This is a genomic window from Rhodococcus antarcticus, assembly GCF_026153295.1.
GTDB classification, from domain to species: Bacteria; Actinomycetota; Actinomycetes; order Mycobacteriales; family Mycobacteriaceae; genus Rhodococcus_D; species Rhodococcus_D antarcticus.
Genome location: NZ_CP110616.1, coordinates 49213 through 72717 on the forward strand (window position 1 = coordinate 49213; position 23505 = coordinate 72717).

The following is a 23505-nucleotide window of genomic DNA, read 5'->3' on the forward strand; positions in this document are numbered from 1 at the left end:
GGGCCCGCCGACGTCCTGGGGGTGAGGTCAGCGGCGCAGCACCGCCCGCAGGGGAGAGGCGTCCCCGTCATGCGCAGCGAATGCGCGCTCCACGTCGTTGCGGTCGAAAATATGGCTGATGACGGCGGAAGGGGTGACCGCTCCGTTCGCGACCAGCTGAACAGCGGCTGCGTAGAACCCGGAGCCGCCGCGTAGGCCCACCACGGTGAGCTCGCGAAGCAGGATTTCTGCGGAGGACATGCCCCCCGTTGATCTGCCGAGGATGACGACCACTGCGCCTGGCGCTGCCGCACGCAGCGCTGCGGCAGTGCCGGGCGCCGCGGCGGACGTCTCCACCACGAGGTGCGCGCGTGAGTCCGATACGTCGTCGGGTGCAACTGCAGACATACGTAGCTGCTCTGCAATTTTACGCCGTGCAGGCTGCGGCTCGACGACGGTGACCGACCATCCGACGTGGAGCAGAACGGAACCGACAAGTAGGCCCAGCGGTCCACCGCCGATAATCACGCAAGCCGCGGGCTGCGACCCTAAAGCCTGCGTCAGTGCCACGATGCGGCAACCGATCGCGACCGGCTCGAGCACCGTAGCGTCCATGTCGGAGATGTGGTTCGGCACGCGGACGACCCGGGCGGCGGGAAGTGCTACGCGCTCTGCGAGAAGACCGTCGATGGTCATACCCAGGTAACCACCGTCTGTGCAGACGCCCACGTGACCACGACGGCACGAGGTGCACGCGCCGCAGGCGTCGACAGGATCAATCACGACGCGGCGACCGAGCAGCGAGGTGTCGCCACCGGGCCCGACCTCGATGACCTCCGCCACTCCATCGTGCGTAGGGACGATTGGGCACCGGTCGAGCCGTCCGCGCCAAGCGTGGAGGTCGGTCCCACACAGCCCCACGGCCAGGGGAGCGACGACGACTTCGTTCGCTGCCGCCTCTGGTACCGGACGTCTCTCCCGACTAAGGGAGCGTGCCGCAGTGAGCTGGAGCACTTCACCTCCTGCGCGTACGCGCTCAGCCACAACTACTGCTCTCGTGCAGGTCCGTGTGGGTATGGGCACCGTGGGGCGACGGGTGCGCAGCGCGCGCGCGGGCAATCCGCTTAACTATCCAGCGGGGTGCACCACGGATCACGCGCGGAACGTTCTTTGCCGCAGTGAGGGGTTCTGTCGACGTCGGTGCATCTATGAGCATGACTCTCCTCGGGAAGGGATTGGACCTGTGCTGAGTCGTGTCGTGGCTCTGGTCGATAACAGCCCGCTGGCGTGGGGTCTGACAGGTCGGCCCGGGTCGACGGCGCGTCGCCAGAGGGCTGCTGGCGTGCACTCGAGGCGTTTGGGTTCCTCCGTCGCTGGAGCTAGCCGTTCACTGAGAAAAATAGTGGTACCGCCGGTATAAAGGAAGAATTTCGGGGCAAATTCTGCTGTGAGGACTGGGCTGCGATGGGACAGTTGGTATCGTCGTGCATCTACCCGACGCGCTTCGCCGAGACCGGCGGCTTGGAGAGAATCCTCGATGAATTACCCCCTGGGTGATGAGCTGGCGGGACCACCAGCAAGTCTTTCGTTTCGGCACGACCCGAGGACGACCGCCCTCGTTGTCGTCGATGTGCAAAACGACTTTTGCGACCCGGCCGGTGTCTGCGCCGCTGCCGGCAACGACGTCGCCGCCGCAGTCGCTATGGTCCCTCGTCTGGAGCACCTTCTCGTGGCTGCACGAGCCGCAAAAGTGCTCGTCGTCTTCGTCCAGACCACGCACGACGACACGACGGACAGCCCGGCTTGGGTGTCTCGGCGGTCCATCACTGCCGCGGCGACGCGGGCCGCCGACTCGATCTGCCGCACTGGCTCATGGGGGGCGAAGCTTTATCGTGTGAGCCCGGAGCCGGGTGAGCCGATCGTGGTCAAGCACCGGTACTCCGCCTTCGCCGGGACCAACCTGGATGTCGTCCTGCGCAGTTCGGGTATTACGTCCTTGCTCCTTGCCGGTGTATCGACCGACGTCTGCGTGGAGTCGACCTTGCGCGATGGGTTGTTCCACGAGTACAACGTGTCGCTTGTCGAGGACTGCTGCGCCAGCTACCACGCCGGCGCCCATGCTGCGACCGTCAGCACGGTGGAACAGTACTTCGGCGAGGTGACGAGCAGCAGGCACTTAGCGAACGCTTGGGGGCCCGCGGTGCCGATCCAATGACGTGGGCGCCGCTCAGTGCACCGGGGTCGCCGTTACAGGAACTCGTAGTCCGATGCGTTCGGCCGCCGGGTCATGTCCCAGTAGTCCAGGGTTGAGTGCGGCCAGTTTTGCGAGACCCGGCCTGTCGCGTTCTTGTACCAGTTGGTGACGCCGGGGGCGCCCCAGGCCATCAGCTGATTCGCCTCGTCGACCCTCTGGTTGTAGGCCTCGAAGACCGGGGCTTGGACATCCATGGCCCGGTGGCCTGTTGTGAGCAGTAGGTGCAAGCACTCTAGGACGTAGTTCATTGCCAGCTCGGAGAACATGACGATGCTGCCGTTGAGGACCAGGTTGGTGTTCGGTCCGTACAGGCAGAACAGGTTTGGGAACCCGGGCACGGTGATCCCCAGGTAGGCCCGTGCGTCACCAGCCCATGTCTCGTGCAGGTCAGCACCGCCGCGACCGGTCACCGACATGGACGCGAGGAAGTTCGACGCTGAGAAGCCCGTTCCCCAGATGATGACGTCGAGCTCGTGCTCCACTCCGTCGGTGGTCCGGATTCCGCTCTCGGTGACCTCCTCGATCCCGTCGGTCACCAACATCACGTGCTCCTTGTGGAGCGTTTGGGCCCAGACTCCGTTGTCCCGGAGCATCCGCTTTCCGTAGGGCGGGTAGGCCGGCAGGACCTTGTCCAGCAGGTCCGGCCGGTGCAGGTACTGGTTGCGGATGTGGTCGGTGAGGACCGAGCGTAGGGAGTCATTGGCCGCAGAGACTGCGCCGGCGCCCTTCCACTCGGGGTCGACCACGGCGAAGTCCCGCATGCCCTCGACTGCGATCCAGAACTGGTAGAAGCGGAACCACCGGTGGTACTGGGGCACGTGCTGGAAGAGATATTTGAGCCCGTCGGCGATGTCGTCGTGGTAGCTGGGTGCGGGCAGGGCCCAGGGGGGTGTCCGCTGAAAGATGCGCAGTTCGGCGACCTCGTCGGCGATGCTGGGGATGACCTGGTAGGCGCTTGCGCCGGAGCCGACCACTCCCACGCGGAGACCAGCGAGGTCGACGTCGTGATCCCAGCGGGCGGTGTGGAAGGAGGGTCCGCGGAAGTGGTCTCGGCCGGGGATTGAGGGGTAGGAGGGCTGGTTCAGTTGTCCTACGGCGCTGATGACGGACTGGCAGCGTAGCTCTGACGCCTGTCCGTCGGGACCGCGTGTGGAGACCGACCAGGAGCAGTCCGTCTCGTTGAACTTCAGTGCCGTTACCTCCACGCCGAACCGTATGTGTGGGCGGAGGTCGAAGTCGGTGGCGATGCGGTGGAAGTAGCCCCGGATGTCCGGCTGCCTTGAGTACTGCTGGGGCCAGTCGTCCTTCTGGGCGAAGGAGTAGCTGTAGGCGAAGTTGTTCGTGTCGAGTCGGCAGCCGGGGTAGTCGTTCTCGAGCCACACGCCCCCCACGTCCGCGTTGCGTTCCAGCACGGTGAAGGGGATGCCAGCCTCGTGGAGCTTGTGGGCGGCGGCGAGGCCGGACATTCCGGCACCGACCACGACGACGGACAGCTCAACGTCGGGTGCCACCGCCGGTTTCGTCCAGCGGCGCCCCTCCTGGTCGGCTGTCGTGATCCCCAGCTCCTGCAGCGCGAGGTCTTCGTAGCCCTCGGCAAGCTCTCCCGTCACGTACTGCACGATCGCGCGCAGGGTCTCCGGTGTGGGCTCGTCGGCCACGACCGACCCGCCGTCGCGGAAGCGGCGCAGCGCGGTCAGGGCGCGTGCACGACAGAGAGCCTGCAGATCGGCGGGCATGCCCCCTTGAGGCGCGATCAGAGCGTTCTTGCCCCGCCGGGGAGGCTGGAGCTCGGGCGCGACCAGGCTCAGGTCTCCGGTGACGTAGGCCAGGGTGGCCATGAGGGGTACGAGCTCGGCGTCCTGGAGCGCGCGCTCCAGGGTGCGCTCGTCGTTGATCGGTGCCGCCGCACTGTTCATGGCCATGGGTGTTTCCTCGCTGTCGTCTTCACGGGTGCACCCCACCCAGGCCGAGAGGGCAGGGGGCGGTTCGGCGCAGAGCGTGCGGGCAGCAGCGGTCGGCGTTCACGCTGCCGGCCGTGCCGCTGGAGCCTCAGGCGTGGCCTGCGACCGCGGCCGGAGCCGGGGCGTGCTGTGCTGTTGACGAGGAGTTCTGGATCAGCTTGAGGACGTCGGTCCGCAGGTGCGCGAACGCCGGGAGGTCCTTGGTGTTGATCTGGTTCCGCGGACGCGCCAGGTCGATGTGAAACTCGCCGGTGACTCGCGATGGGGACGTGCTGAGGGCGAGGACCCGGTCTGCAAGGTAGACGGCCTCGTCGATGTCGTGCGTGACGAGCAGCACCGTCATGCCATAGGTGGACCAGAGGTCCAGCATGAGGTCTTCGAGCTCGCTGCGGGTCTGGGCGTCGACGGAGGCGAAGGGTTCGTCCATGAGCAGCACCTCGGGCCGATAGGCCAGCGCCCGGGCGATGGCGACGCGCTGCTGCATGCCACCGGAGAGCTGCCAGGGGTACTTCTCGGCCGCCGCGGTTAGTCGTACCGCCGCCAGCGCCTCGTCGGTGACCGCCGCCCGTTCCTTTTTGTCCATGCTGCGGTACCGGAGGGGAAGCTCCACGTTGTGTCGTACCGTCATCCAGGGCATGAGGGAACGGCTGTAGTCCTGGAAGACGAAGGCCATCTTCTCAGGGGGCCCGGTGACCGGCTGGCCGTCGAACAGGACGGTCCCGGACGTGGGCTCGAGCAGGCCGGACAGGCAGCGCAGCAGGGTCGTCTTGCCGCATCCTGATGGGCCGACGAGGCAGGTGAAGGACCCGGCTTCGATGGTGAACGAGACGTCGCCAACTGCGGTGGTGGCCCCGGCGCCGTGCCCGTAGGACTTGGACAGGTTGTGGACTTCCAGCATCGTGAGTCTCCGTAGTCGTGGGTCAAGCGTCGTGGGTCATGCATCGATATGGCCGCGCAGGCCGGCGTGCCACCGAAGGGCCCGTCGCTCCGCGGCCAGGAACAAGATGTTGAAGACGAACCCGAGGACGCCGATCACGACGATGCCCGACCACATCGCCGGAATCTGGAACTGGCGCTGGCTGAGCAGTACGAAGTAGCCGATACCGTCGGTGCTGGCCAGCATCTCGCTGATGACCATCAGGGCTAGTGCGATCGACAGCGAGGTACGCATGCCGGCGAAGACCTGCGGCAGGGTGGCGGGCACGATGACGCGCCGGACCCGTGCCGAGACGGGCATCTGGTAGGCCCGTGCGGTGTCGAGCAGTGTGGGATCGACCGAACGAACGCCGTCGATCGTGTTAAGCAGAACCGGCCACACGGCACCAAAAGCGATGATGGCGATCTTCATCCCGTCGCCAATACCGAGGACGAGGATGCCGAAGGGGATGAGGACCGGCGCCGGCAGTGCCCGAAGGAACTGCACAATCGGGTCGAGAGCGTCGGCGAGCCAGCGGTTGAGCCCGATGAGCAGTCCGCCCGCAGCGCCGAGCAGGCACGCCAATCCGTACCCGATCAGGAACCGGTACAGGCTGGGGAGCCCGTTGTTGACGAGGCCACCGGGCAGCCAGTTCACCCGCAGGGCCTTCCAGATGTCGCCGAGCGTGGCGAGGTAGAACGAGTGCGAGGACTGCGTGATGAGGAACCAGGCGAGCAGGACCGCGACCGGCCCGATCAGCTCGAGGGAGATGATCCGCAGGCGGCTCACAGGGTGACCCCGCGGACCGAGACGTGCCACGCCAGCACGCGCTTCTCGACGAGGCGGACGAGGAGGTTGATCAGCAGCCCCAGAAGGCCGGTGACAGCGACCAGGGCGTACATCGTGGTCGTGGCGTTGACCGACTGGGCGTCCAAGATGAGGCGACCAATCCCCGGCGCACCGACGACGATCTCCGCCGTCACCGCCAGGATGAGCCCGATCGCCGCACTGATGCGCAAGCCGGTGGCGATGTAGGGCATGGCGCTGGGCAGGACCACCTTCACAAACCGTGCGTGGGCAGGCAGCCCGTAGACGCGAGCCGTGGCGAGGACCGTCGGGTCAACGTCACGAACGCCGTACATGGTCTGGAAGAGCAGCGGCCACGTGCAGGCGAAGACCACAAGGAAGACCTTCATTTCCAGGCCGGCCCCGAAGACCAGCACGGCCAAGGGCACCAGGGCCACCGAGGGGATCGGCCGGAGGAACTCCACGACGATGCGGGAAGCATGGAAGAGGGGCTTGACCGAGCCGATCAGCAAACCAGCCGGGACGGCCACAACCACCGCGAGGAGCAGGCCCGCGGCCCAGCCCGCCATGGTCTGGCCGACCGCCACCCAGAGTGTCGCCTGCGTGAGCTCGTGCAGTAGCTGCAGGAAGGTCAAGGAGACCGGGGGGAAGTACTGCGCCGGCAGGAGCCCGCTGCGGCTCGCCGCTTCCAGGAGAATCAGAGCGGCGAGGACACCGAGCCCTCCGCGGACCGCGGCCGCCGGGAGCAGCCACGGCGTCTTCGACCCGCGGGCAAACCCCGCCCGTTGCCCTGAGGCGAGGTTGGTGATGAGAGCCATGTGACGCAGTGAACACCCATGACCCCTCCTACGGAACAAGCAGGGAACGCGATTCTGTCAGGAGGAATATCAAGGGCGCCGCGCAACAAGACTTGGTGACGCACAGCGCCCCTGGTGCCTGTCCGTGCGGACGCACGGACAGGCACCAGAGGGCGGTCGAGCGAACTGTGCGTTGAGCGGGCCCTCAGGCGCCGGGGAGCACGTTGTCCTTGATATTGGGCACTGCGGTCAGGATGCCGTACTTGACCATGCTCTCGGCGACCTGCTGCATGGATCCGAAGTCAACGTTCTGGTTCCACACCGGTAGCGAGACCCCGGCGACCTTCTCTGCCGGGACGCCCTGCAGCTTTGCTAGGGCCGCCTTGAACTCGTCAGGGTTCTTGGCGACGTAGTCGGCGGTCCGGGTGTGCGCTTTTTGGAACTTCGTCACGGCATCAGGGTTCGCGGCCGCCCACTTGGTCGAGGTGGCGATGAGGCCGATCTGCATGCTCGGGTCGTACTCCGCGTAGGGGTACATGATGGCCCGGTTGCCCTTGGCCAGGCCGATGCTGCTGAAGGGCTCGATAATCCAGATCGCATCGACCGACTGCTTCGCCAGGGCGGCAAGCATGTCCGGGAAACCGACCTCCACGAACTTGACCTGCGAGGAGTCGATCCCTGCCTTGTCGAGGGCGCCCCGGATGGTGATGGTCCCGATGTTGTTGAGGTTGTTGACCGCGATGGTCTTACCTGCGAGGTCGCCGGGCTTCTTGATCGGAGAGTCGGCGGGCACCTGGACGGTGGAGAAGTCGGCCTTGGGATCTGCTGTGGCGGCGCTACCCGGTCCCACGAGGCTCAACGGGAGCCCTTGGGCGCGGGCGTTGACCCAGGTGACCACGTCGTTGCCCGTCAGGTCGGTCGCACCGGACAGGACGCTTGTAACCTGCTGGGAACCGCCAGGGATGGGGGTGACGGTGACGTTAAGGCCTTCGTCTTTGTAAAAGCCCTTGTCGACACCGAACTGCATGAACAGCTGCGGGATGCCCGGGGTCTCGCCCACGTTAATCGCCACCGTGCCGTCCGCAGCGGGCTGCGCCGCCGACCCACCACCACCGCCGCAGCCCGCGAGCAGCAGCGTGCTGACGGCGAGGACGGCGGTGGCGATCCTCCGAGTCGTGCGTATCCGGCGCATTGCTGTCCTGTCGTCGATGGTCAAGTGAGGGGGAGAGAACCACACATCGCCGCTAGTCGGAATCATTTGGCGACGTGTTCTGGCAGGTAGAACATCGTGAAACGCGGCCCCGGGCGCCGTCGGCTCGAGGACCGTCCTGAGGGTGCGCCGGCTCAGCGGGCGTACCCCGCGAGCGTCTCGTAGCCGCCGATGATGCGACGCATCTCCTCGTGGGAGATGACGTCGTTGATGTCGGCGAACGGCTGATCGCCCGTCCGCTCGTACACCTCGCGCAAGATGGCGTCCGGGGGGTTCGTCCGGTTGGTCGTGACGATTTGGGCAGTGACCGGCAGGCGCTCATGTTCGTACGCCGTGAGAGCTTCGGCGGTGGAGTGCGGCGGTGAGTCCAGCAGCTGTTGGGCCAGGATGCGTGCGTCCAGGATCGACTGTCCGGCCCCGTTCGAGCCGCGGGGCACCATGGGGTGTGCGGCGTCGCCCAACACCGTGAGCCGACCGAAGCTCCAGCGGTCCAGGGGGTCTTGGTCGACCATCGGGTACTCCAGGACGACTTCGGAGGACCGCATCAGCGCCGGGACGTCGAGCCAGTCGAAGTGCCAGTCGTCGAAGGCGGCGATGAAGTCCTCGAGCCGGCCCGTGCGGTTCCAGTCTCGGCGGTGGTGCTGGGGAGTTTCAATCTCCGCTACCCAGTTGACCAGCTGCCGACCCTGGGTATCGACGTTGTTGCGGATCGGGTAGACGACGAGTTTGCCGGTCGTCAGCCACCCCGCACGCACCATCGACGCACCGGTGAGGAAGGGTTCGGCGACGGTGACCCCGCGCCACATGTTGACACCGGAGTACCGGGGTGCGCCCTCGTCGGGGTGCAGCATCTTCCGTATCGCGGAGTGGATGCCGTCGCAGCCGACGACGGCGCGACCTCGCTGCGGTGGCAGGGCATCGCCGTCAGGGTCGATGAAGTGCGCCACGGCGCTCTCGTCGTCCTGGGTGGCGCCGGTGCACCGCCAGCCGGTGACGACGCTGTCGGCACCGAGACGGTCGAGGACGGCGGCGAGGAGCACTCCCTGGAGGTCGCCTCGATGGATGGAGTACTGAGGCACTTCGTAGCCAGCCGCCAGGCCTGCTGGCTGCCGATAGATCAGCTGACCGAAGCGGTTGTAGAACGCGGACTCCTCCGTGAGGACCGCGACGGAGGACAGCTCCGCTTCAAGTCCGAGGCGTGTCAAAGCCCGCGAGGCGTGGGGGAGGACGTTGATGCCGACCCCCACCGGCGCGATTTCGGCGACCCCCTCATAGACGCGGCAGGGGATGCCGACCGCGTGCAGCTCGAGAGCCAAGGTCAGCCCACCGATGCCGGCGCCGATGATGACGACGTTGTCCATGGTTCTCCTTCGGCGGCCACGTGGGCCGTGCGGTGGTGATTGGCCGCCGAAGGCCTGCTGTACGCGCGTCGACGAGCCGTGTCGCTTCCTTGCCTGCCAAACGCTCAGGTCGAACGAGCGTAGCGTCGTGCGGAACGTCTCCAGGAGTCATTTCTGTTCTGCGGAACGCGTGGCGTAAAGACATCAACGATGCGACGTTATCCACGGTCCAGGACGCTGAGCCTGGCGTCGGCCGGCGAGGGAACCCCGTCCCGGCCTCTCCCACCACGCTTCTGCAGAAGAGGACGGACGATGGGCGAAGGCGCTGCGGCAACTGGTATCGGCTCAGCGGCGAACGCTCTGCGGGTGTTGCTCCTGCTCAAGGACCGCCGATCCGTTCGGGTGACCGATGTGAGTGACGAGCTGGGGGTGGGAAGGTCCACCGCCCACCGGTTGCTCGCCACTCTTGTCCAGTACGACTTCGTCACCCAGGACCGAGCCACTCGGGCCTACCGGCCCGGCCGGGTCTTTTTCGAGCTGGGCCTGGCGGCCGTCGGCGACCTCGAGGTGCGCCGCAAATCTCGCCGCCACGTCGAAAGGCTGTCTGCGGCGGTTGGCGAGACTGTGCACCTGCTGGTCCTCGAGGGGCCTGGCGCGCGGTTCGTCGATGGAGTCGAGGGCGAGCACCCGGTGAGGGTGGGTCTGCGCATCGGCCAGCTGCTGCCGGCGAGTACGACGTCGGGGGGTAAGGCGCTCCTTGCCGAGCTGCCCTTCGAGGACGTGAAGGCGCTCTACCCCGACGGACTCCCACGCCTGACAGAGGAGACGATCACGCTGTTCTGCGCACTGGAATCTGAGCTGCAGGCTGTCCGGGAGCAGGGGTACGCCCTGAACAGAAGCGAGAGCACCAGAGGGCTGACGGCGGTAGCCGTGGTGATCCGGGACGCGCGTGAACGGGCGGTCGCAGCCCTCGCGGTGTCCATGCCCAGCGCGCATCTAGCAGCGGGTGACCTCCCCCTGCTCGTGGCTTCCATAGGCGAGGCAGCGGAAGCCATCGGCGCAGACCTCCGCTGAGCGCTTCCTCAGGGTGCGGCGAGGTCCCTGGAGACCGCGGCGCAGGCTCCCTGCAGCACCGCCGTGTACGTGGACAAGCTTTGGCGGTCGAACCGGGCAGACGGGACGGCCAGGGAGAGGGCGCCGAGGGGGCAGCCGTCCTGCCCCAGAACGGCCACCCCCACTGCGGTAACCCCGGCCTCGGTCTCCTGGTCGTTGACGGCGAACCCGTGCCTCCGTGCGAGAGCGAGATGCTTGCGCAGGCGTTCGATGTCCAGCTCTACCTCGCCGTAGAGCTCGTTGAGCTCGTCGTGGGACAGGAAGGCCAGGAGTACCTTCCCGCCGGCCACGCAGTGCGCGGGCAGGACCTTTCCGGAACGGTCTCCGACCCGGAGCATGCGGTCACACTCGACCGACTCGAGGAACCGCACGTCCACGCCGACCCGGACCTGCAGGCTCACCGTCTCGTTCACTCGGGCCACGAGGGCGTGCATGTGAGGCAGTGCGGCTTTGCGTAGTCGCATCGAGGGCGCCGCTGACGCGGGCCCCAGCACCGGGCCGGGGAAGTACCTGCGATCGTCGCCCTGGGTCGCCAGGTCGCGATACACCAACATCGCGAGCAGCCGGTGCGCAGTGGACCTCGCCACCCCGACCAGCTCTGCGGCCTCCGAGACCGACAGTGCCCCCTCCTGCTGCAGCAGCTGCGCCAGGTGCAGCGCATGGTCAACCGACGCGATGGCGTACACCGGCTTGTTCTTCACGTCAGAACTCCCTAGATCGCTCAGCAGAACGACACTAGCGTCCGCGGAAGCGAAAGGAGTGCTGCCATGTCCTTGGAGACACCCACGTCACCTGTCCGGCTGACCGCCGTGGACTCGCCGACGCAGCCGCCGGCGACCCCAGAGCTCGACGACCTGTACCGCGGCTTCGAGAGGGAGCTGCTCGTTCCTCTGTGGACCGAGATCGGTGACCTCATGCCACTCAGCCCGCAGCCGAGTGCCGTCCCGCACCTCTGGCACTGGGGATCAATGCTCCCGTTGGCGGAACGGGCGGGTGACCTCGTCCCCGTGGGACGCGGAGGTGAGCGCCGGGCGATCGCCCTGGCCAATCCCGGGTTGGGCGGGCGCCCCTTCGCGACCCCGACCCTCTGGGCCGCCATCCAGTACCTGCGCCCCGACGAGGTGGCCCCGGAGCACCGCCACACGCAGAACGCCTTCCGCTTCGTCATCGAGGGTGAGGGCGTGTGGACGGTCGTCGACGGCGACCCCGTCGCGATGCGTCGCGGCGACTTCCTGCTGACCCCCGGCTGGCGGTGGCACGGCCACCACAACGTGGCCACCGAACCGATGGCCTGGCTCGACGGCCTCGACATACCCTTCGTGCACGGCACCGACAGCGCCTTTTTCGAGTTTGGGTCCGAACAGGTCTCGACAACGGAGACACCTCGCATCTCCCGGGGGGAACGGCTGTGGGGCCACCCCGGTCTCACCCCGGTGTCACAGGCTGGGAACCGGTCCCAGCCGCACTCGCCGCTCATGGCCTACCGGTGGGAGCACACCGACGCCGCACTCCGCGAGCAGCTCGCACTCGAAACTGAGGGCGCGCCAGGGGTACTCGAGCCGGGTCACGCCGCGGTGCGTTTCAGCCACCCCGGCACAGGTGAGGACGTCATGCCGACCCTCCGGGCTGAGTTCCACCGGTTCCGAGACGGCGCAACGAGTGCGACGAGGCGGGAGGTCGGCTCCTCGGTGTGGCAGGTCTTCGAGGGGACGGGAACCGCGCGTGTCGGCGACCAGGAGTGGCAGCTGACGCGTGGTGACCTCTTCGTGGTTCCGTCCTGGCAGCCGCTGACGATCAGCGCGGAGTCCGGGCTCGACTTGTTCCGCTTCAGCGACACCCCCATCTTCGAACGACTGCACCAGTACCGCGTGCAGGTGGAAGGAACGCACTCGTGAGGCTCGCTACTGTCCGGACTGACAAGGGCACTCGTGCCGTCCGAGTCGAGGACGAGGAGATCGTCGACTTGGGCGTGAGCGACGTGGGTGAGCTCCTGCGTGGACCGGACTGGGCTCAGGCAGCGACCGCTGACGGTCCGCGGAGCCCCGCAGCGGACGTCGAGTTCGCCTCGCTCGTCACCGCTCCCGGAAAGATCATCTGCGTGGGTCTGAACTACCGCACGCACATCCTGGAGATGGGGCGCGATCTCCCGACGTACCCGACGTTGTTCGCCAAGTACCCCGAAGCTCTCATTGGGGCGCACGACGACATTGCCCTGCCCGCCGAGTCCCAGGCCGTCGACTGGGAGGCGGAGCTCGGCGTCGTCATCGGCCGGAGCGTGCGCCACGCGGACGAGGCATCGGCGGCGGCGGCCATCGCCGGTTTCACCGTCGTGAACGACGTCACGATGCGCGACTGGCAGTACCGGACCACCCAGTGGTTGCAGGGCAAGACGTTCGAGGCGACGACGCCGGTGGGGCCAGTACTCGTGACCCCGGACGATCTAGAAGGCGGGGTGCGGCCCGCGCTGTCCATGAGCTGCGAGGTAGATGGCGAGAGGGTGCAGCACGCCAACACCGACGATCTCGTCTTCGACCCCGTTGCGCTGGTTACCTACATTTCGAGCGTCCTCACGTTGAACCCGGGGGACATCATCGCCACCGGCACCCCAGGGGGAGTGGGGCACGCGCGCAAGCCCCCGCGTTACCTCAGCGATGGCGCCAGCCTCGTCACCGAGATCGCTGGCCTAGGCAGGCTCGTCAACGTCGTGCGGGCGGTTGCGGCGCGGTGACCACGCAGCACGACGTCACCCTGGGGTGGGTCGAGGACTACACGACCTTGCTCCTGCAAGCTGTTGACCGCCTGACAGACGATGAGCTGGGTGCACGGTCGGCGCTCCCGGGCTGGTCGCGTCGCCAGTTGCTGGCTCACATCGGGTTCAACGCCGAGGCACTGCGGCGCCTCCTTCACTGGGCGGCATCGGGGGACACGACACCCATGTACGCCTCGAAGGAGCAGCGGGCGGCGGAAATCGCCGAGGGAGCAGCCTGGGAGCCGGCTCAACTCAGACAGTTCGTCCAGGAAAGCGCGGCCAGCCTGGCAACGGACGTCGCCGAGCTCGAGGAACCGCACTGGCGGAACGAGGTCGTCACCGCCCAAGGCCGGACGGTGCCTGCGAGCGAGATCATCTGGTTGAGGGCCCGCGAGGTGTGCATCCACGTCGTGGACCTTCACACCGGTCTCGTTTTCGCCGACCTGCCCCTGGACTTCTGCAGCAGGCTCGTCACCGAGATCTGTGCGCTCCGCTCCAAACGACGGGACGGACCTCAACTTCGCCTCGTCACCGCAGAAGGTCATCCCGCGGGCGCCACCGACGGCGCCGGCACGCAGGTGACGGTGACCGGAGACGTGAACAGTCTCGCCTGCTGGCTCTCAGGGCGGGGACCCGGCTCTCTCGAGCATGGCCTTGGTCAGGACCTGCCGACAATTCCCGCCTGGATCTAGCGTCAGGGCCGTCGAAGAACCGGAGCGTCACGGGCCCAGGAGAGCTACGTGGTGACGGGCCACGACAAGCGTCCGACGGTGTATCGGAATCTCAGCCCTACTCATCTCGGAGAGAGGGTGGGGGCAGGTCTCAGGCGGTTCAACCTCCCCGACGGAGAGGGATCCCCCGCCGGACACCGCTCTTGTTCATCGGTTGAGGGCTGTTCCCAAGACGGTCGGGGCGACCGGTGGCACGTTCGGCCAGATCATGGCGGTGCGCACTGCGGTGGCGTCGAACCCCGCGGCCACGACGGCGCCCTTGGTGTCTCGGCGGATCGAGCAACCCCCGGCGGCACGTCCCCACATCGGCTCCAGCAGCTGTTGGAGCCGGCCGACCCAGTGCCCCGGCGGGGCGGCGATGTGCTCGAGCAGCAGCAGCCGACCGCCGGGAACCAGGACCCGCCGAAGCTCCGCCAGCGCTCGACGCGGTTGCGCGACCGAACAGAGCACGCAGGCGCAGAGGACCGCGTCGATGGAGCCGTCGATTAGCGGCAGGTCGTGGGCGTCCGCGGAGAGCACCGTCACCGGCACCGGACAGGCCGCCACCCGCCCGCGGGCGAGCGCACGCATGGAAGGGTCGGGCTCGACGGCGACTACCGACGTCACCGCGGGCGGCAGATGGGTGAGGTCGTGGCCGGGCCCGAGACCCAGGATCAGCAGCCGCCCGCTCGCGTCGGCCAGGACCGATGCGCGCAGCTGGCCGTAGCCGCCACGTTCCCCGGCTGCAGCGACGAGCCGGTAGACCTGGGCGAAGACTGGGTGGGCGTGGTCGTGCTCACGGCTCATGGACCCAGTATCGGGTCAGCTCGGCCGGCCGTGCGCGGGCGGCGGCTGGCCTGACACCCTCGACCGCGGCGCGATCGTCAGCGGCCCGGCGCGTTGTCTGGTCCCCGCGCCTCGACACGCGGCTGTTCCCGTGGTGAGTTCCCGCCGCGCTGCGGCGTGCAAGGTGCCCCGCTGGCCGATCCCCTGCGGGACGTCAGAGACATTTGCTAACCGCTACCTGCGGCGTCCGTAGCGGAAGTAGATGGCGGGTACGGCGCCCACGGCGTTCACCAACGTGATCACCGTTGCCCACCGCCACTTCGAACCCCTGACCTCATTAGCAGGGCGCCGGTAGAGGTCGACGAGCGCGGCGACCTTCAGCACACCTTCGACGGCTCCTCCCACCACGAGCAGCTGGCGAACGCGAGGATCGAGCTCGGTCCATCTCTTCCTGGCCACGGACGTACCCTCCGCCCTGGTCCCTCTCACAGCAAGAGCCTTGGGCGGATCGACGACCGGTCGGCGTTCCGCTACCGGACGCGTCGTGACTACTGCTCGTAGACGTCGCGTCGATGCCCGAGCCGCACGACGACCACCAGCAGAACGTCGTCCTCCACGGTGTAGACGATGCGGTAGTCACCTACCCGCACACGAAGACCCGGGCGCCCCTGCAGGGCGCGTGCGCCCGGTGGTCGCGGATCCTGGGCGAGGAGCGCGATGGCGCCCTGCACGCGTCGTCGAGCCTGGGGATCGAGCTTGCGAAGTGCGCGGGCCGCGGCCGGACGCAGCTCTATTCGGTAGGCGCTCACTCCCAGCCGAGGTCAGCCTTGACCTGCTCCCACGGGATATTCGGCCCCTCCTCGGCCATCGCCGCGTCGAACGCCGCCACGTCTTCCACCTCTTCGAGGGCCGTCATCAGCTGCTCGTACCGTTCGGGACTCACCAGCACCCCAGCCAGGCGGCCTCGACGCTCCACGAACACGGCTTCGGTACGGGCAGTCTCCATCGCGTCAGGCAGGTGGTCCCGGGCGTCGCTGATGCTCATCGTGGCCATGCCCAAACTGTACGACCGACCCGCCGAATCGTACAAGCACGTCAGTTGCCGATCGTCAGTCGAGGCAGAACTCGTTGCCCTCGGGATCCTGCATCACGATGAACCCGGTCTCCATGCGACCGTCGGGATCCACCCGACGGACCCGAAGCGCGCCACGGCCCGAGAGGCGGGTGGCCTCGGCCTCCAAGGCCGCCATCCGAACATCGCCCGCGGCTCCCGGGGCGATCCGCACGTCCAGGTGCAACCGGTTCTTGACGGACTTGCCCTCCAGCACCTTCTGGAAGAACACGCGCGGGCCGGACTCGCCCGCAGGCGGGAGGGCGGCCGAGCGGCTGTTGCGCTCCTCGGACGGGACTCCCCAGGCGTCGAGGGCCGCCTCCCAGCTGGCGAAGCCCGCCGGTGGGGACTGCACCTCGTAGCCGAGCACCTCACACCAGAAACCCGCCAGCGCAGCCGGGTCGTCGCAATCGAAGGTGATCTGAACCTCGCGGACCGTCATGGCCCGCAACGTACAGACGAGCAAGGACAACACCGTCGCGCTCTGGACCGACCGCGGCAGGCGGCGCCGAGCTGGTGCAGTCCGAAAGAGGATCCCCTGCCGGACGGACGCGGAAGCGTCCTCAGACCGCCGGTCCTGCTCCGGTTCGGGTTCCACTACCGGTGCAGGCGGTGATGGGGCTGTCCGGCCGGCGTGTTGTAGACGCGCGCTGGGTGTTGCTCGGGACCAACGGCAGATGCGCCCGAGGTCCGCAGCGGTGTTGATTGTGCTCGTGGAGCGTCGGAGTCTGGTTGCCCGGGTGGGTGCGGCCGTCCTGCGCGTTCGATGGATGGTCCGCGCGCCGATCTGGCTGTTCCGGGCCAGGCTCGGTGCGGTGTTCGGTTCCCGGTTGTTGATGATCGAGCACGTCGGGAGGAGGTCGGGGCTGCGTCGCTATGTCGTGCTGGAGGTCGTTGACCGTCCCAGCCCGGGCTGCTGCGTCGTGGTCGCAGGTTTTGGTCGCCGGGCCCAGTGGTTCCGCAACGTGGAGGCCAATCCGCACGTACGGGTGTATCTCGGCAGCCGCGCACCTGTCGCGGCGGTCGCTCGCCGTCTCGACGACGGAGCCGCCACCGTCTCGCTCGGACGTTACGCCGACGCCCACCCGCGCTCCTGGGCCAAGTTCAGACCGGTGCTCGAGCAAACCCTCGGAACCCACATCGACGGTCGCGGGACGGACCTGCCCATGGTCGCGATCGACGTCGAGCCAGGTCGCTGACCGATCGGGTCCTGGACTCCCTGCACCCCGGATTCCGTCGTCGACGGTCAGCGGCGGCGTCCAGCCGCTGGTCGGTCGGCGGGATCAGGTCAGGTCGGGTGTGTGTCAGGTGGGGTTCAGGTGTCGTGCCGTGGCCATGCCCACGAGGTTCGGGCGACGGTGAGGAGCAGGGTCACCTCGAGGAGGCTGCCGATGAGGTAGTAGATCCAGCTCTCGTGGATCGTGAGGGCCCCGACCGAGACTGCGTAGAGCAGGGAGACCGTGATGTTGGTCGGCCGGTTGATCCGGGCCGGCGCGAGCAGCGAGACGACGATCATCAGGCTGGGCACCACGACGTAGGCGGTGGCCGCGGCGAGGAAGCCTTGGTCGATCACCGGGCCGGCGTCGGGTACCCGGCCCTGCAGCGACCCGCGGATGACGTCGGCGCGCCAGAAGGAGAAGATGTCGACGTAGGCGAAGACGAAGAGCACCGTGACCCACAGTCCGCTGAGCACGATCTTCACGTCCGGACGGTGGTCGTGGAGGTGGTCGGTCATGGCCACGAGTCTCGCGTGGCCGGTCCTGGTTGAACCCGGTCCCGGGGCTACGTCTGGCCTGGCCGAAGGTCCGGGCCGAGTATGGCCGCAGGTCGGGGTCGTGAGGTCACGTCCGGCGCTAGCGTGAGGTCGGTGTACAGATCCCCCGCCGTGCGTGACCGGGTGTTGGCCGCCGTGGTGCTGCTCGGCGCCGTCGTCGAGGCGTTCAGCGGCTATGAGGTCACCTGGCGCCCGGGCGCTGTCGTCCTCGGCGCGGTCCTCGCCGCGGCCGTCCTGGTGCGCCGCTCACGGCCGGCGACAGCTGTCGTGTCGGCGTTCGGAACGCTCGCTGCGGTGGACCTCACCACGTACCTCGCCGGGGAGCCTCCTGTCCGGCTGACCGCTGCCGTGGTGGTGCTGGTCCTGTTGTACGCGCTGTTTCGCTGGGGGTCGTTCCGTGGTGTTCTCCTGGGCTCCGCGTCGGTGGCCGCGGGGTTCGCGGTCGCGGTGCTCACCGATCCCACCGGTGTCCAGGACGCGCTCGGCGGGGCGACGGTGCTCGCTCTGGCGGGGACCCTCGGGGCGGCGGTGCGCGTCCGGGTTCAAGCGCGGGCTCAGCTGGTGGATCGGGCCAGGCTGCAGGAGCGTGAGCAGCTCGCCCGCGAGCTGCACGACACCGTGGCCCACCACGTGTGCGCCATCGTGGTGCAGGCCCAGGCTGGACTGGTGCTGGGTCGGAGGTCCTGCCTCGACGGGGCCGTTGATGCCTTGGACGCCATCGAGGGCGAAGCCACCCGGACGCTGAGCGAGATGCGGGCCATCGTCGGTGGGTTGCGCACCGAGCGGCACGGCCTGGCCGACCTCGAGGGGTTGGTCGGGCGATCCGGCGCACTCCAGGTTGCCCTCACCATGACCGGTGACCTGGACGGTCTTCCGCCCGCGGTGGAGTCGACCATCTACCGGGTGGCGCAGGAGTCCCTGAGCAACGCCACGCTGCACGCGTCGCGGGCGACCCGGGTCTCCATCGAGGTGGTCGGGACCCGGTCGGAGGTGCAGCTGCGCGTCGTCGACGACGGCAACGGCGCCTCGTCGACCACCACGACGGGTTTCGGCCTGGTGGGGATGCGCGAGCGTGTCACCCTGCTCGGCGGAACGTTCACCGCCGGCCCGCGGGCGAGCGCGGGGTGGGCTGTGTGCGCCGAGCTCCCCAGGGGAGCGGCCCGATGACCATCCGCGTCCTGCTCGCCGATGACCAGAGCATCGTGCGCGCCGGTCTGACGACGATCCTCAACGCCCAGCCCGGCATCGAGGTCGTCGGCGCTGCCGCCGACGGCCGCCACGCCGTTGCCCTGGCCCGCCAGGTAAGTCCCGACGTGTGCCTGTTCGACATTCGGATGCCCCTGCTCGACGGTGTCGAGGCGACCCTGCTGCTCGCCGGGCCCGACGTTGCCGACCCGATCCCCGTCGTGGTGATCACGACCTTCGACACCGACGAGCACGTGCACGCAGCGCTGAAGGCCGGCGCCCGCGGCTTCCTGCTCAAGGGCGCCCCGCCGGACCAGCTCGTGCAGGCCATCGAAGCCGCTGTCCGCGGCGACGCCCTCATCGACCCAGCTGTCACCGCCCGCCTGCTCGCCGCGTTCGCCCGCAGCGAGCCACCCACCCGGACGCATCAACCCCTCGCCCCGCTCACCGAGCAGGAGGAGCGCGTCCTGCTCCAGGTCGCACGCGGTCGCACCAACCCCGAGATCGGGTCACAGCTGCACATCAGCACCAGCACCGTGAAGTTCCACGTCAGCGCCCTGATGGCCAAGCTGCACGCCCGCAACCGGGTCGAGCTCGCACGCTGGGCCCACGAGACCGGCAGAACGGCCCCCGGCCAGCAGTAGACCCCCACCACGGTGCGCCACCCGGGTGGTGGCGTCCCCCCGGGTGACCGCCTGACGTCAAATATCTTTGACAGCAGCGGCCCGGCGGCTTACGGTGAAATGACAAGGAAGTTTGACTTCACATGGTGGGAAGCGGGACCTGATGCCCTTCAAGGAGAAGAGCACGCTGGCGATGACGACCATCCTCGTCCTCGTCTTCGGGGGGTACTTCACGATTGTCATGGGCAGGGTGTCGCGCTCGCCGGGTCGCGACGTCGCCTGGGTAGGACTGATGGTCACGGTCGTGGTGATCCTGGTCGTCCTGGCCGCCGCCGCCCATGCAGTGATCGCGATCAGCGCTCCCTCCCAGGCCGGGCACGAGGACGAGCGCGACAGGTCGTTCGAGCGGCGCGGTGCGCAGGTTTGTGGCTACGTCCTGGCGACGGGGATCGTTGGCGGGCTGACGCTCGCGATGGTCGATGCGCCGACCTTCTGGATCGCCCAGGCGCTGCTCGCCGCGCTGGTTCTGGGGGAGGTCGCGAAAGGCGCCACCGTCGTCGCGCAGTACCACCGGGGAGCGTGAGGGTGGCACGGCCGACCCGCCTGACCAATCACATCGCCGCGCTTCGGGCTGGTGCGGGACGGATGACCCAGCAGGACCTCGCCGCCCGCATCGGTGTGACCCGCCAGACCGTGAACGCGATCGAGCTCGGCAAGTACTCGCCGTCGCTGGAGGTGGCGTTCAAGATCGCGCGTGAGCTGGGCTTCCCCCTCGAAGGAGTATTCCAGTACCCCTCTGTGTCGCCGGAGATCGACGGCGGGGAACCCCCATCGACCGATGTCGGCTGATGTGGTACTCGGAGCTCGCTGCTCTCCGACGTCCGGGGCCTGATCGACGGTTACGCCGGTCAGGGGGCCTCCTCGATCCGGCGAGCTCGCTCATCGGCGCTGGGCGTACATGGCGTCGTCGGCGCGGGTGATCACCGACGACAAGGTGTCCTGCGTCTTGAGCTGGGTGACGCCGATGGTGACCGTCACCTCCGCGTCGGCGAGGTCCACGGTGGTCTTGCGGAGACGGTCCCGGGCCTGGCGTCCCACCACCGAGCTGCCACAGCAGCCGCTGATCACGAGAGCGGTGCACACGTCGTGGAGCGGCCCGGCGGGGGTGGTGACCTTCGGCCCTAGCCGGTGTCGCAGAGGTCACGGCACCCTCGAGGTACCCCAGGGGTCGCCCGGGCCGTCAGCGCTCAACGAGGAGCGCAGGCGTACCGGACCACGCCGGGAAACGTGGTGAACACCCCCGCCGATCCCGCTGCCGTCACGTTCGGGAACCTCCACCATCACGACCACACCCGACCTGAGACCCCTGGGCCCCACGAACCCCCGTCACTCAGCTCGTCAAAGCCGATGCCACGGAACGGTGCGGCAGATCCGTCATGACGTCACTCATTCCGCGAGGTCAGATCGCCACGCGCACCACTGGCGGCAACCGCATGCCGTCGCGGTCGCGGTCGACAACTGATCATGGGTCTCGCGGGCCGATCCCAGCCCGTGACGGGCGCTATCGCCCCGGCAGCGTCGCTGGCTCGGCGTGGCGGGGTGGCTGCGGTGCGGCCGGCTGACGGTTGGTGTCAGCGCTGTCCTCGGCCGAGGGGCGCGTCCTTCACCGCAGCGGGTTCCGATTGCGGCACCTGGCGCTCGCACCGCTCAGTCCGTCACTCGGGCTGGCGCTCCGGTGGAGTCCTGGGCGTTGGCGGCGTCGGCTCCTGCGGGGTCCCTGGCCTTCTTGACCAGGGCCGCCACCTCGTGGGCCAGCCCGATCTGCGGTCCGCCGATGAGCTCCCAGGCTCGAGCGATGCCGACGAGGAAGCACACGATGACCAGCACCGCGATCGTGTCGACGGTGCCGGCGTCGTCGGGGTGCGCGAGGACCTGGAGGCCGGACACCAGCTGAACCACGAAGGTGGTGGCCAGGCTGAGCAGGAACACCACGTCCCACGCGTCGTGCCAGCGCTTGGTCCCGGCGCGCACGAGCACGATCAGCTAGGCGGCGACGAAGCGCAGGCCGAGGATCGACGCCGTCAGGGTCGACCACCCGATCTTCCTGCCCGGGACCAGCGCGAACAGCGACACCACCAGGGAGTTGCTGAACGCGCTCATCGCGGCCGCGCCGCGCAGCCGTTGGAGCTGGCTGGTCCCGACGCCGGTGAGGTGGCCCTGCGAGACGGAGATGGCCACGAACAGCAGCCCGATCAAGGCACCAGCGACGCCTGCGCTGGCGAGGAAGAAGTCCTTCGCCCCATCCGGAACCATGCCACCATCCTCCTCCACCCACCACGACGGCACAGGGGCCACACGTCACCACACAGGCCGGGACGCGCCTCAGTGTCCGGCTGGGGCGGGCGATCGCTGACCGGTCAGCGATCGGTGAACGGAACGGGGATCTCCTTGGGTCCTTCTGCTCGGTCCTGCTGGACGCTGCCACGTGACGTGCAACGGTCGGGGACACTGTCGGTGAGGGTGCGGACCAGCGCTCCCGGGGGAGGGTCTAGAGGGTGACGTACTCGCTGTGTGTGTACGCACAGAGGTGGCCGGAGCTGTGGGCGGTGTTGCCGTCGGATGAGGCCCGACGCTCGTTGTCAGCGACGTTGGCCAGTGGTCGGCTGGAGGGGATGGAGCCTGACCGGGAGCTGGTGGTCGCGTTGGTGGCGCAGGCCCGGGGGGAGGTGACCGCGGACGAGCTGGTTGCCCGGTTGGTGGCCGAGGCGTCGGTCGCCGCACCGGTCGAGGGGTTGTGAGCGGGGGCCAGTTCGCGCGGGATCAGGCGGAGTGGCGGTGGCGGGCGTACTTCATGCCCGACACGACCACGTTGCGGAAGAACCTGGGGATCATCGACCCGGAGGCGCTACGGGCGGTGGAGTACCGGATCTCCTCGGTGCGCAGGCAGCAGCTCGACCAGGGCACGGTGGTGGTGCCGCGGACGTTCGATGACGCGCACCTCGTGGCGGTGCACCGGCACTTGTTCGGGGACGTGTACCCGTGGGCGGGGCAGCCGCGGACGGTGAACATGGCCAAGGACGGGCGCAACTTCGCCGATGTCGAGCACGAGGTGATGGGGCAGGTGTGGGAGGCCAAGGTGGTGGTGGCCCGCACCCCGTGGGAGCGGTTGGACCGTGAGGAGTTCGCGGTTGCCATGGCCGAGGTGACGGCGCACCTGAACTTCGCGCACCCGTTCCGGGAGGGCAACGGTCGCACCACCCGGGTGCTGCTGGAGCACCTGGCTGAGCGCACCCCGTTCGCCTTGGACTTCACCCGGGTGTCGGCGCAGGTGTGGAACCAAGCCAGCGCCGCGTCCATGCCCACCGGTCGGGGTGAGGCCCCAGACCTGGCCCCGTTGGTGCCGGTGTTCCGCGCTCTCACCGTGGATCGTGACCCGCCGTCACCGGCGCGGGGGCAAGGGTTGGAACGCTCAGTGCAACGCTCGCCGGGGCAGCTCGCCGCCCTAGCCAACCCTCACCGGATGCCGCTCACAGCCCTCCAGCGGCAGCAGGACAGCACCCGGCTTCGTGATCAGGCCTCCACGGTGGACCTGCCCAGGGGGCCGGCCGAGCGCCAGCAGGGTCGCTAGTCCTGGCCGTGGTCGCCGTCGGCGTGCGCCGACGCATTCGGCTCTGACGTCGTGGCGGTGGTGGTCGTCCGCTTCGCGCGGGGTGCGGCCGGCACGATCAGGCCGGCGTTGCGGAGGTCCTTCGCGGTCCACCCGCCGGCCAAGGCCAGGCCGTAGGAGACGCGGGCGGCGTCGGCCGCTTCCTGCTCGGCCGAGCGCGCTTCCTCGACCAGGGCGACCTTGGTCTTGTGGGCGTCGATCTGGTTGCCGAGGTCGTTGACGAGGGCGATGCGCTCGCGCAGCAGCTCCTTCGCCAGTGCCGCCGCGGCACTCTTGCCCGTGGTCTCGGTCATCGTTGTCTCCACCCCTCAGTGTTGCGGCCCCAGGTAGACCACCTGGTGCCGTCCTCCCCGTACACAGCCGATCCTTCGAGCCGGTCGCCGGGTCCAGGGGGGACCGGAGGTCCCGTGCGGAGCACCGTGGTAGCGCCCTTGACGTGGTGGCCGGTGCGCAGATCCTACCGGCGAGGGGAGGGCCCACCCCACCGAATCCCGAGCGATCGACCAGCACTCCGACCGGAGTT

Annotated in this window: 29 protein-coding genes; 12 read left to right on the forward strand and 17 right to left on the reverse strand. The window is 68.3% G+C overall.

Going from position 1 to position 23505, the window contains the following annotated elements:
- Window positions 1–27: 27 nt before the first annotated feature.
- A complete protein-coding gene (locus RHODO2019_RS18170; protein ID WP_354005614.1) occupies window positions 28–1062 on the reverse strand; it encodes an alcohol dehydrogenase catalytic domain-containing protein in 1035 nt (344 codons plus the stop codon).
- A 454-nt stretch (window positions 1063–1516) separates the two neighbouring features.
- Between RHODO2019_RS18170 and RHODO2019_RS18175 the strand changes: the two genes are divergently transcribed.
- Complete coding sequence (locus RHODO2019_RS18175) at window positions 1517–2194, forward strand: cysteine hydrolase family protein (RefSeq protein ID WP_265385025.1); 678 nt, start codon at window positions 1517–1519, stop codon at window positions 2192–2194.
- Window positions 2195–2226: 32 nt separating this feature from the next.
- Here RHODO2019_RS18175 and RHODO2019_RS18180 read toward each other — a convergent pair whose 3' ends face one another.
- The 6 genes from RHODO2019_RS18180 to RHODO2019_RS18205 form a co-directional block, all read right to left on the reverse strand.
- Entirely contained in the window at window positions 2227–4194 is a 1968-nt protein-coding gene (locus tag RHODO2019_RS18180; RefSeq protein ID WP_265385026.1) for a flavin-containing monooxygenase, read from the reverse strand.
- Window positions 4195–4282: 88 nt separating this feature from the next.
- Entirely contained in the window at window positions 4283–5092 is an 810-nt protein-coding gene (locus tag RHODO2019_RS18185) for an ABC transporter ATP-binding protein (RefSeq protein ID WP_265385027.1), read from the reverse strand.
- A gap of 36 nt (window positions 5093–5128) precedes the next feature.
- Window positions 5129–5899: an ABC transporter permease gene (locus RHODO2019_RS18190; RefSeq protein WP_265385028.1), complete on the reverse strand. Its 771-nt coding sequence runs from the start codon at window positions 5897–5899 to the stop codon at window positions 5129–5131.
- Entirely contained in the window at window positions 5896–6735 is an 840-nt protein-coding gene (locus tag RHODO2019_RS18195; RefSeq protein WP_265385029.1) for an ABC transporter permease, read from the reverse strand. Before RHODO2019_RS18195 ends, RHODO2019_RS18190 begins: the two co-directional genes overlap by 4 nt.
- Before the next feature lie 184 nt (window positions 6736–6919).
- The gene (locus RHODO2019_RS18200; protein WP_265384920.1) at window positions 6920–7930 is read right to left on the reverse strand and encodes an ABC transporter substrate-binding protein; all 1011 of its coding nucleotides are present in this window, start codon (window positions 7928–7930) and stop codon (window positions 6920–6922) included.
- Between the two features lie 128 nt (window positions 7931–8058).
- Window positions 8059–9285, reverse strand: a complete 1227-nt coding sequence (locus RHODO2019_RS18205; protein WP_265384921.1) for a flavin-dependent oxidoreductase — start codon at window positions 9283–9285, stop codon at window positions 8059–8061.
- 345 nt (window positions 9286–9630) lie between these two features.
- Here RHODO2019_RS18205 and RHODO2019_RS18210 point away from each other — a divergent pair, with 345 nt between their 5' ends.
- The gene (locus RHODO2019_RS18210; RefSeq protein WP_435532250.1) at window positions 9631–10338 is read left to right on the forward strand and encodes an IclR family transcriptional regulator; all 708 of its coding nucleotides are present in this window, start codon (window positions 9631–9633) and stop codon (window positions 10336–10338) included.
- An 8-nt stretch (window positions 10339–10346) separates the two neighbouring features.
- On the opposite strand, the gene RHODO2019_RS18215 is transcribed toward RHODO2019_RS18210, so the two are convergent.
- Window positions 10347–11078, reverse strand: a complete 732-nt coding sequence (locus RHODO2019_RS18215; RefSeq protein ID WP_265384923.1) for an IclR family transcriptional regulator — start codon at window positions 11076–11078, stop codon at window positions 10347–10349.
- 66 nt (window positions 11079–11144) lie between these two features.
- On the opposite strand from RHODO2019_RS18215, the gene RHODO2019_RS18220 reads away from it, so the two are divergent.
- The 3 genes from RHODO2019_RS18220 to RHODO2019_RS18230 are packed head-to-tail and all read left to right on the forward strand — an operon-like array spanning window position 11145 to window position 13818.
- Window positions 11145–12272, forward strand: coding sequence for a cupin domain-containing protein (locus RHODO2019_RS18220; RefSeq protein ID WP_265384924.1), 1128 nt, complete (start codon window positions 11145–11147; stop codon window positions 12270–12272).
- The gene (locus RHODO2019_RS18225; protein WP_265384925.1) at window positions 12269–13105 is read left to right on the forward strand and encodes a fumarylacetoacetate hydrolase family protein; all 837 of its coding nucleotides are present in this window, start codon (window positions 12269–12271) and stop codon (window positions 13103–13105) included. The genes RHODO2019_RS18220 and RHODO2019_RS18225 overlap by 4 nt, the downstream gene beginning before the upstream one ends.
- Window positions 13102–13818, forward strand: coding sequence for a maleylpyruvate isomerase family mycothiol-dependent enzyme (locus RHODO2019_RS18230; RefSeq protein ID WP_265384926.1), 717 nt, complete (start codon window positions 13102–13104; stop codon window positions 13816–13818). The genes RHODO2019_RS18225 and RHODO2019_RS18230 overlap by 4 nt, the downstream gene beginning before the upstream one ends.
- A gap of 186 nt (window positions 13819–14004) precedes the next feature.
- Here RHODO2019_RS18230 and RHODO2019_RS18235 read toward each other — a convergent pair whose 3' ends face one another.
- From RHODO2019_RS18235 to RHODO2019_RS18250, 4 genes are all read right to left on the reverse strand, one after another.
- On the reverse strand, window positions 14005–14643 hold the full coding sequence (locus RHODO2019_RS18235) for a class I SAM-dependent methyltransferase (RefSeq protein WP_265384927.1): 639 nt from the start codon (window positions 14641–14643) through the stop codon (window positions 14005–14007).
- Between the two features lie 527 nt (window positions 14644–15170).
- Entirely contained in the window at window positions 15171–15431 is a 261-nt protein-coding gene (locus RHODO2019_RS18240) for a type II toxin-antitoxin system RelE family toxin (RefSeq protein ID WP_265384928.1), read from the reverse strand.
- A complete protein-coding gene (locus tag RHODO2019_RS18245; protein ID WP_265384929.1) occupies window positions 15428–15676 on the reverse strand; it encodes a type II toxin-antitoxin system Phd/YefM family antitoxin in 249 nt (82 codons plus the stop codon). Before RHODO2019_RS18245 ends, RHODO2019_RS18240 begins: the two co-directional genes overlap by 4 nt.
- 55 nt (window positions 15677–15731) lie before the next feature.
- Complete coding sequence (locus RHODO2019_RS18250; protein WP_265384930.1) at window positions 15732–16175, reverse strand: VOC family protein; 444 nt, start codon at window positions 16173–16175, stop codon at window positions 15732–15734.
- Between the two features lie 328 nt (window positions 16176–16503).
- On the opposite strand from RHODO2019_RS18250, the gene RHODO2019_RS18255 reads away from it, so the two are divergent.
- The gene (locus RHODO2019_RS18255) at window positions 16504–16932 is read left to right on the forward strand and encodes a nitroreductase family deazaflavin-dependent oxidoreductase (RefSeq protein WP_265385031.1); all 429 of its coding nucleotides are present in this window, start codon (window positions 16504–16506) and stop codon (window positions 16930–16932) included.
- Between the two features lie 116 nt (window positions 16933–17048).
- Here the strand turns inward: RHODO2019_RS18255 and RHODO2019_RS18260 are convergent, their stop codons facing one another.
- Complete coding sequence (locus tag RHODO2019_RS18260) at window positions 17049–17468, reverse strand: DUF6326 family protein (RefSeq protein ID WP_265384931.1); 420 nt, start codon at window positions 17466–17468, stop codon at window positions 17049–17051.
- A 132-nt stretch (window positions 17469–17600) separates the two neighbouring features.
- On the opposite strand from RHODO2019_RS18260, the gene RHODO2019_RS18265 reads away from it, so the two are divergent.
- The 4 genes from RHODO2019_RS18265 to RHODO2019_RS18280 all read left to right on the forward strand — a co-directional run bounded on the left by RHODO2019_RS18265 (window position 17601) and on the right by RHODO2019_RS18280 (window position 20164).
- On the forward strand, window positions 17601–18674 hold the full coding sequence (locus RHODO2019_RS18265; protein WP_265384932.1) for a sensor histidine kinase: 1074 nt from the start codon (window positions 17601–17603) through the stop codon (window positions 18672–18674).
- A complete protein-coding gene (locus RHODO2019_RS18270; protein ID WP_265384933.1) occupies window positions 18671–19336 on the forward strand; it encodes a response regulator in 666 nt (221 codons plus the stop codon). The genes RHODO2019_RS18265 and RHODO2019_RS18270 overlap by 4 nt, the downstream gene beginning before the upstream one ends.
- Window positions 19337–19478: 142 nt before the next feature.
- Complete coding sequence (locus tag RHODO2019_RS18275; protein ID WP_265384934.1) at window positions 19479–19898, forward strand: hypothetical protein; 420 nt, start codon at window positions 19479–19481, stop codon at window positions 19896–19898.
- 2 nt (window positions 19899–19900) lie between these two features.
- A complete protein-coding gene (locus RHODO2019_RS18280; protein ID WP_265384935.1) occupies window positions 19901–20164 on the forward strand; it encodes a helix-turn-helix transcriptional regulator in 264 nt (87 codons plus the stop codon).
- Between the two features lie 90 nt (window positions 20165–20254).
- Here the strand turns inward: RHODO2019_RS18280 and RHODO2019_RS18285 are convergent, their stop codons facing one another.
- From RHODO2019_RS18285 to RHODO2019_RS18295, 3 genes are all read right to left on the reverse strand, one after another.
- Window positions 20255–20413 carry a hypothetical protein gene (locus tag RHODO2019_RS18285; RefSeq protein ID WP_265384936.1) on the reverse strand — a complete coding sequence of 53 codons (159 nt, stop codon included), beginning with the start codon at window positions 20411–20413 and terminating at the stop codon, window positions 20255–20257.
- Window positions 20414–21022: 609 nt separating this feature from the next.
- On the reverse strand, window positions 21023–21352 hold the full coding sequence (locus RHODO2019_RS18290; protein WP_265384937.1) for a hypothetical protein: 330 nt from the start codon (window positions 21350–21352) through the stop codon (window positions 21023–21025).
- A gap of 6 nt (window positions 21353–21358) precedes the next feature.
- Window positions 21359–21628 carry a hypothetical protein gene (locus RHODO2019_RS18295; RefSeq protein WP_265384938.1) on the reverse strand — a complete coding sequence of 90 codons (270 nt, stop codon included), beginning with the start codon at window positions 21626–21628 and terminating at the stop codon, window positions 21359–21361.
- A 359-nt stretch (window positions 21629–21987) separates the two neighbouring features.
- Between RHODO2019_RS18295 and RHODO2019_RS18300 the strand changes: the two genes are divergently transcribed.
- On the forward strand, window positions 21988–22113 hold the full coding sequence (locus RHODO2019_RS18300; RefSeq protein ID WP_435532251.1) for a hypothetical protein: 126 nt from the start codon (window positions 21988–21990) through the stop codon (window positions 22111–22113).
- Entirely contained in the window at window positions 22110–22943 is an 834-nt protein-coding gene (locus tag RHODO2019_RS18305) for a Fic/DOC family protein (RefSeq protein WP_265384940.1), read from the forward strand. Before RHODO2019_RS18300 ends, RHODO2019_RS18305 begins: the two co-directional genes overlap by 4 nt.
- On the opposite strand, the gene RHODO2019_RS18310 is transcribed toward RHODO2019_RS18305, so the two are convergent.
- On the reverse strand, window positions 22940–23275 hold the full coding sequence (locus RHODO2019_RS18310; protein WP_265384941.1) for a hypothetical protein: 336 nt from the start codon (window positions 23273–23275) through the stop codon (window positions 22940–22942). The genes RHODO2019_RS18305 and RHODO2019_RS18310 overlap by 4 nt on opposite strands.
- Between the last annotated feature and the right edge of the window lie 230 nt (window positions 23276–23505).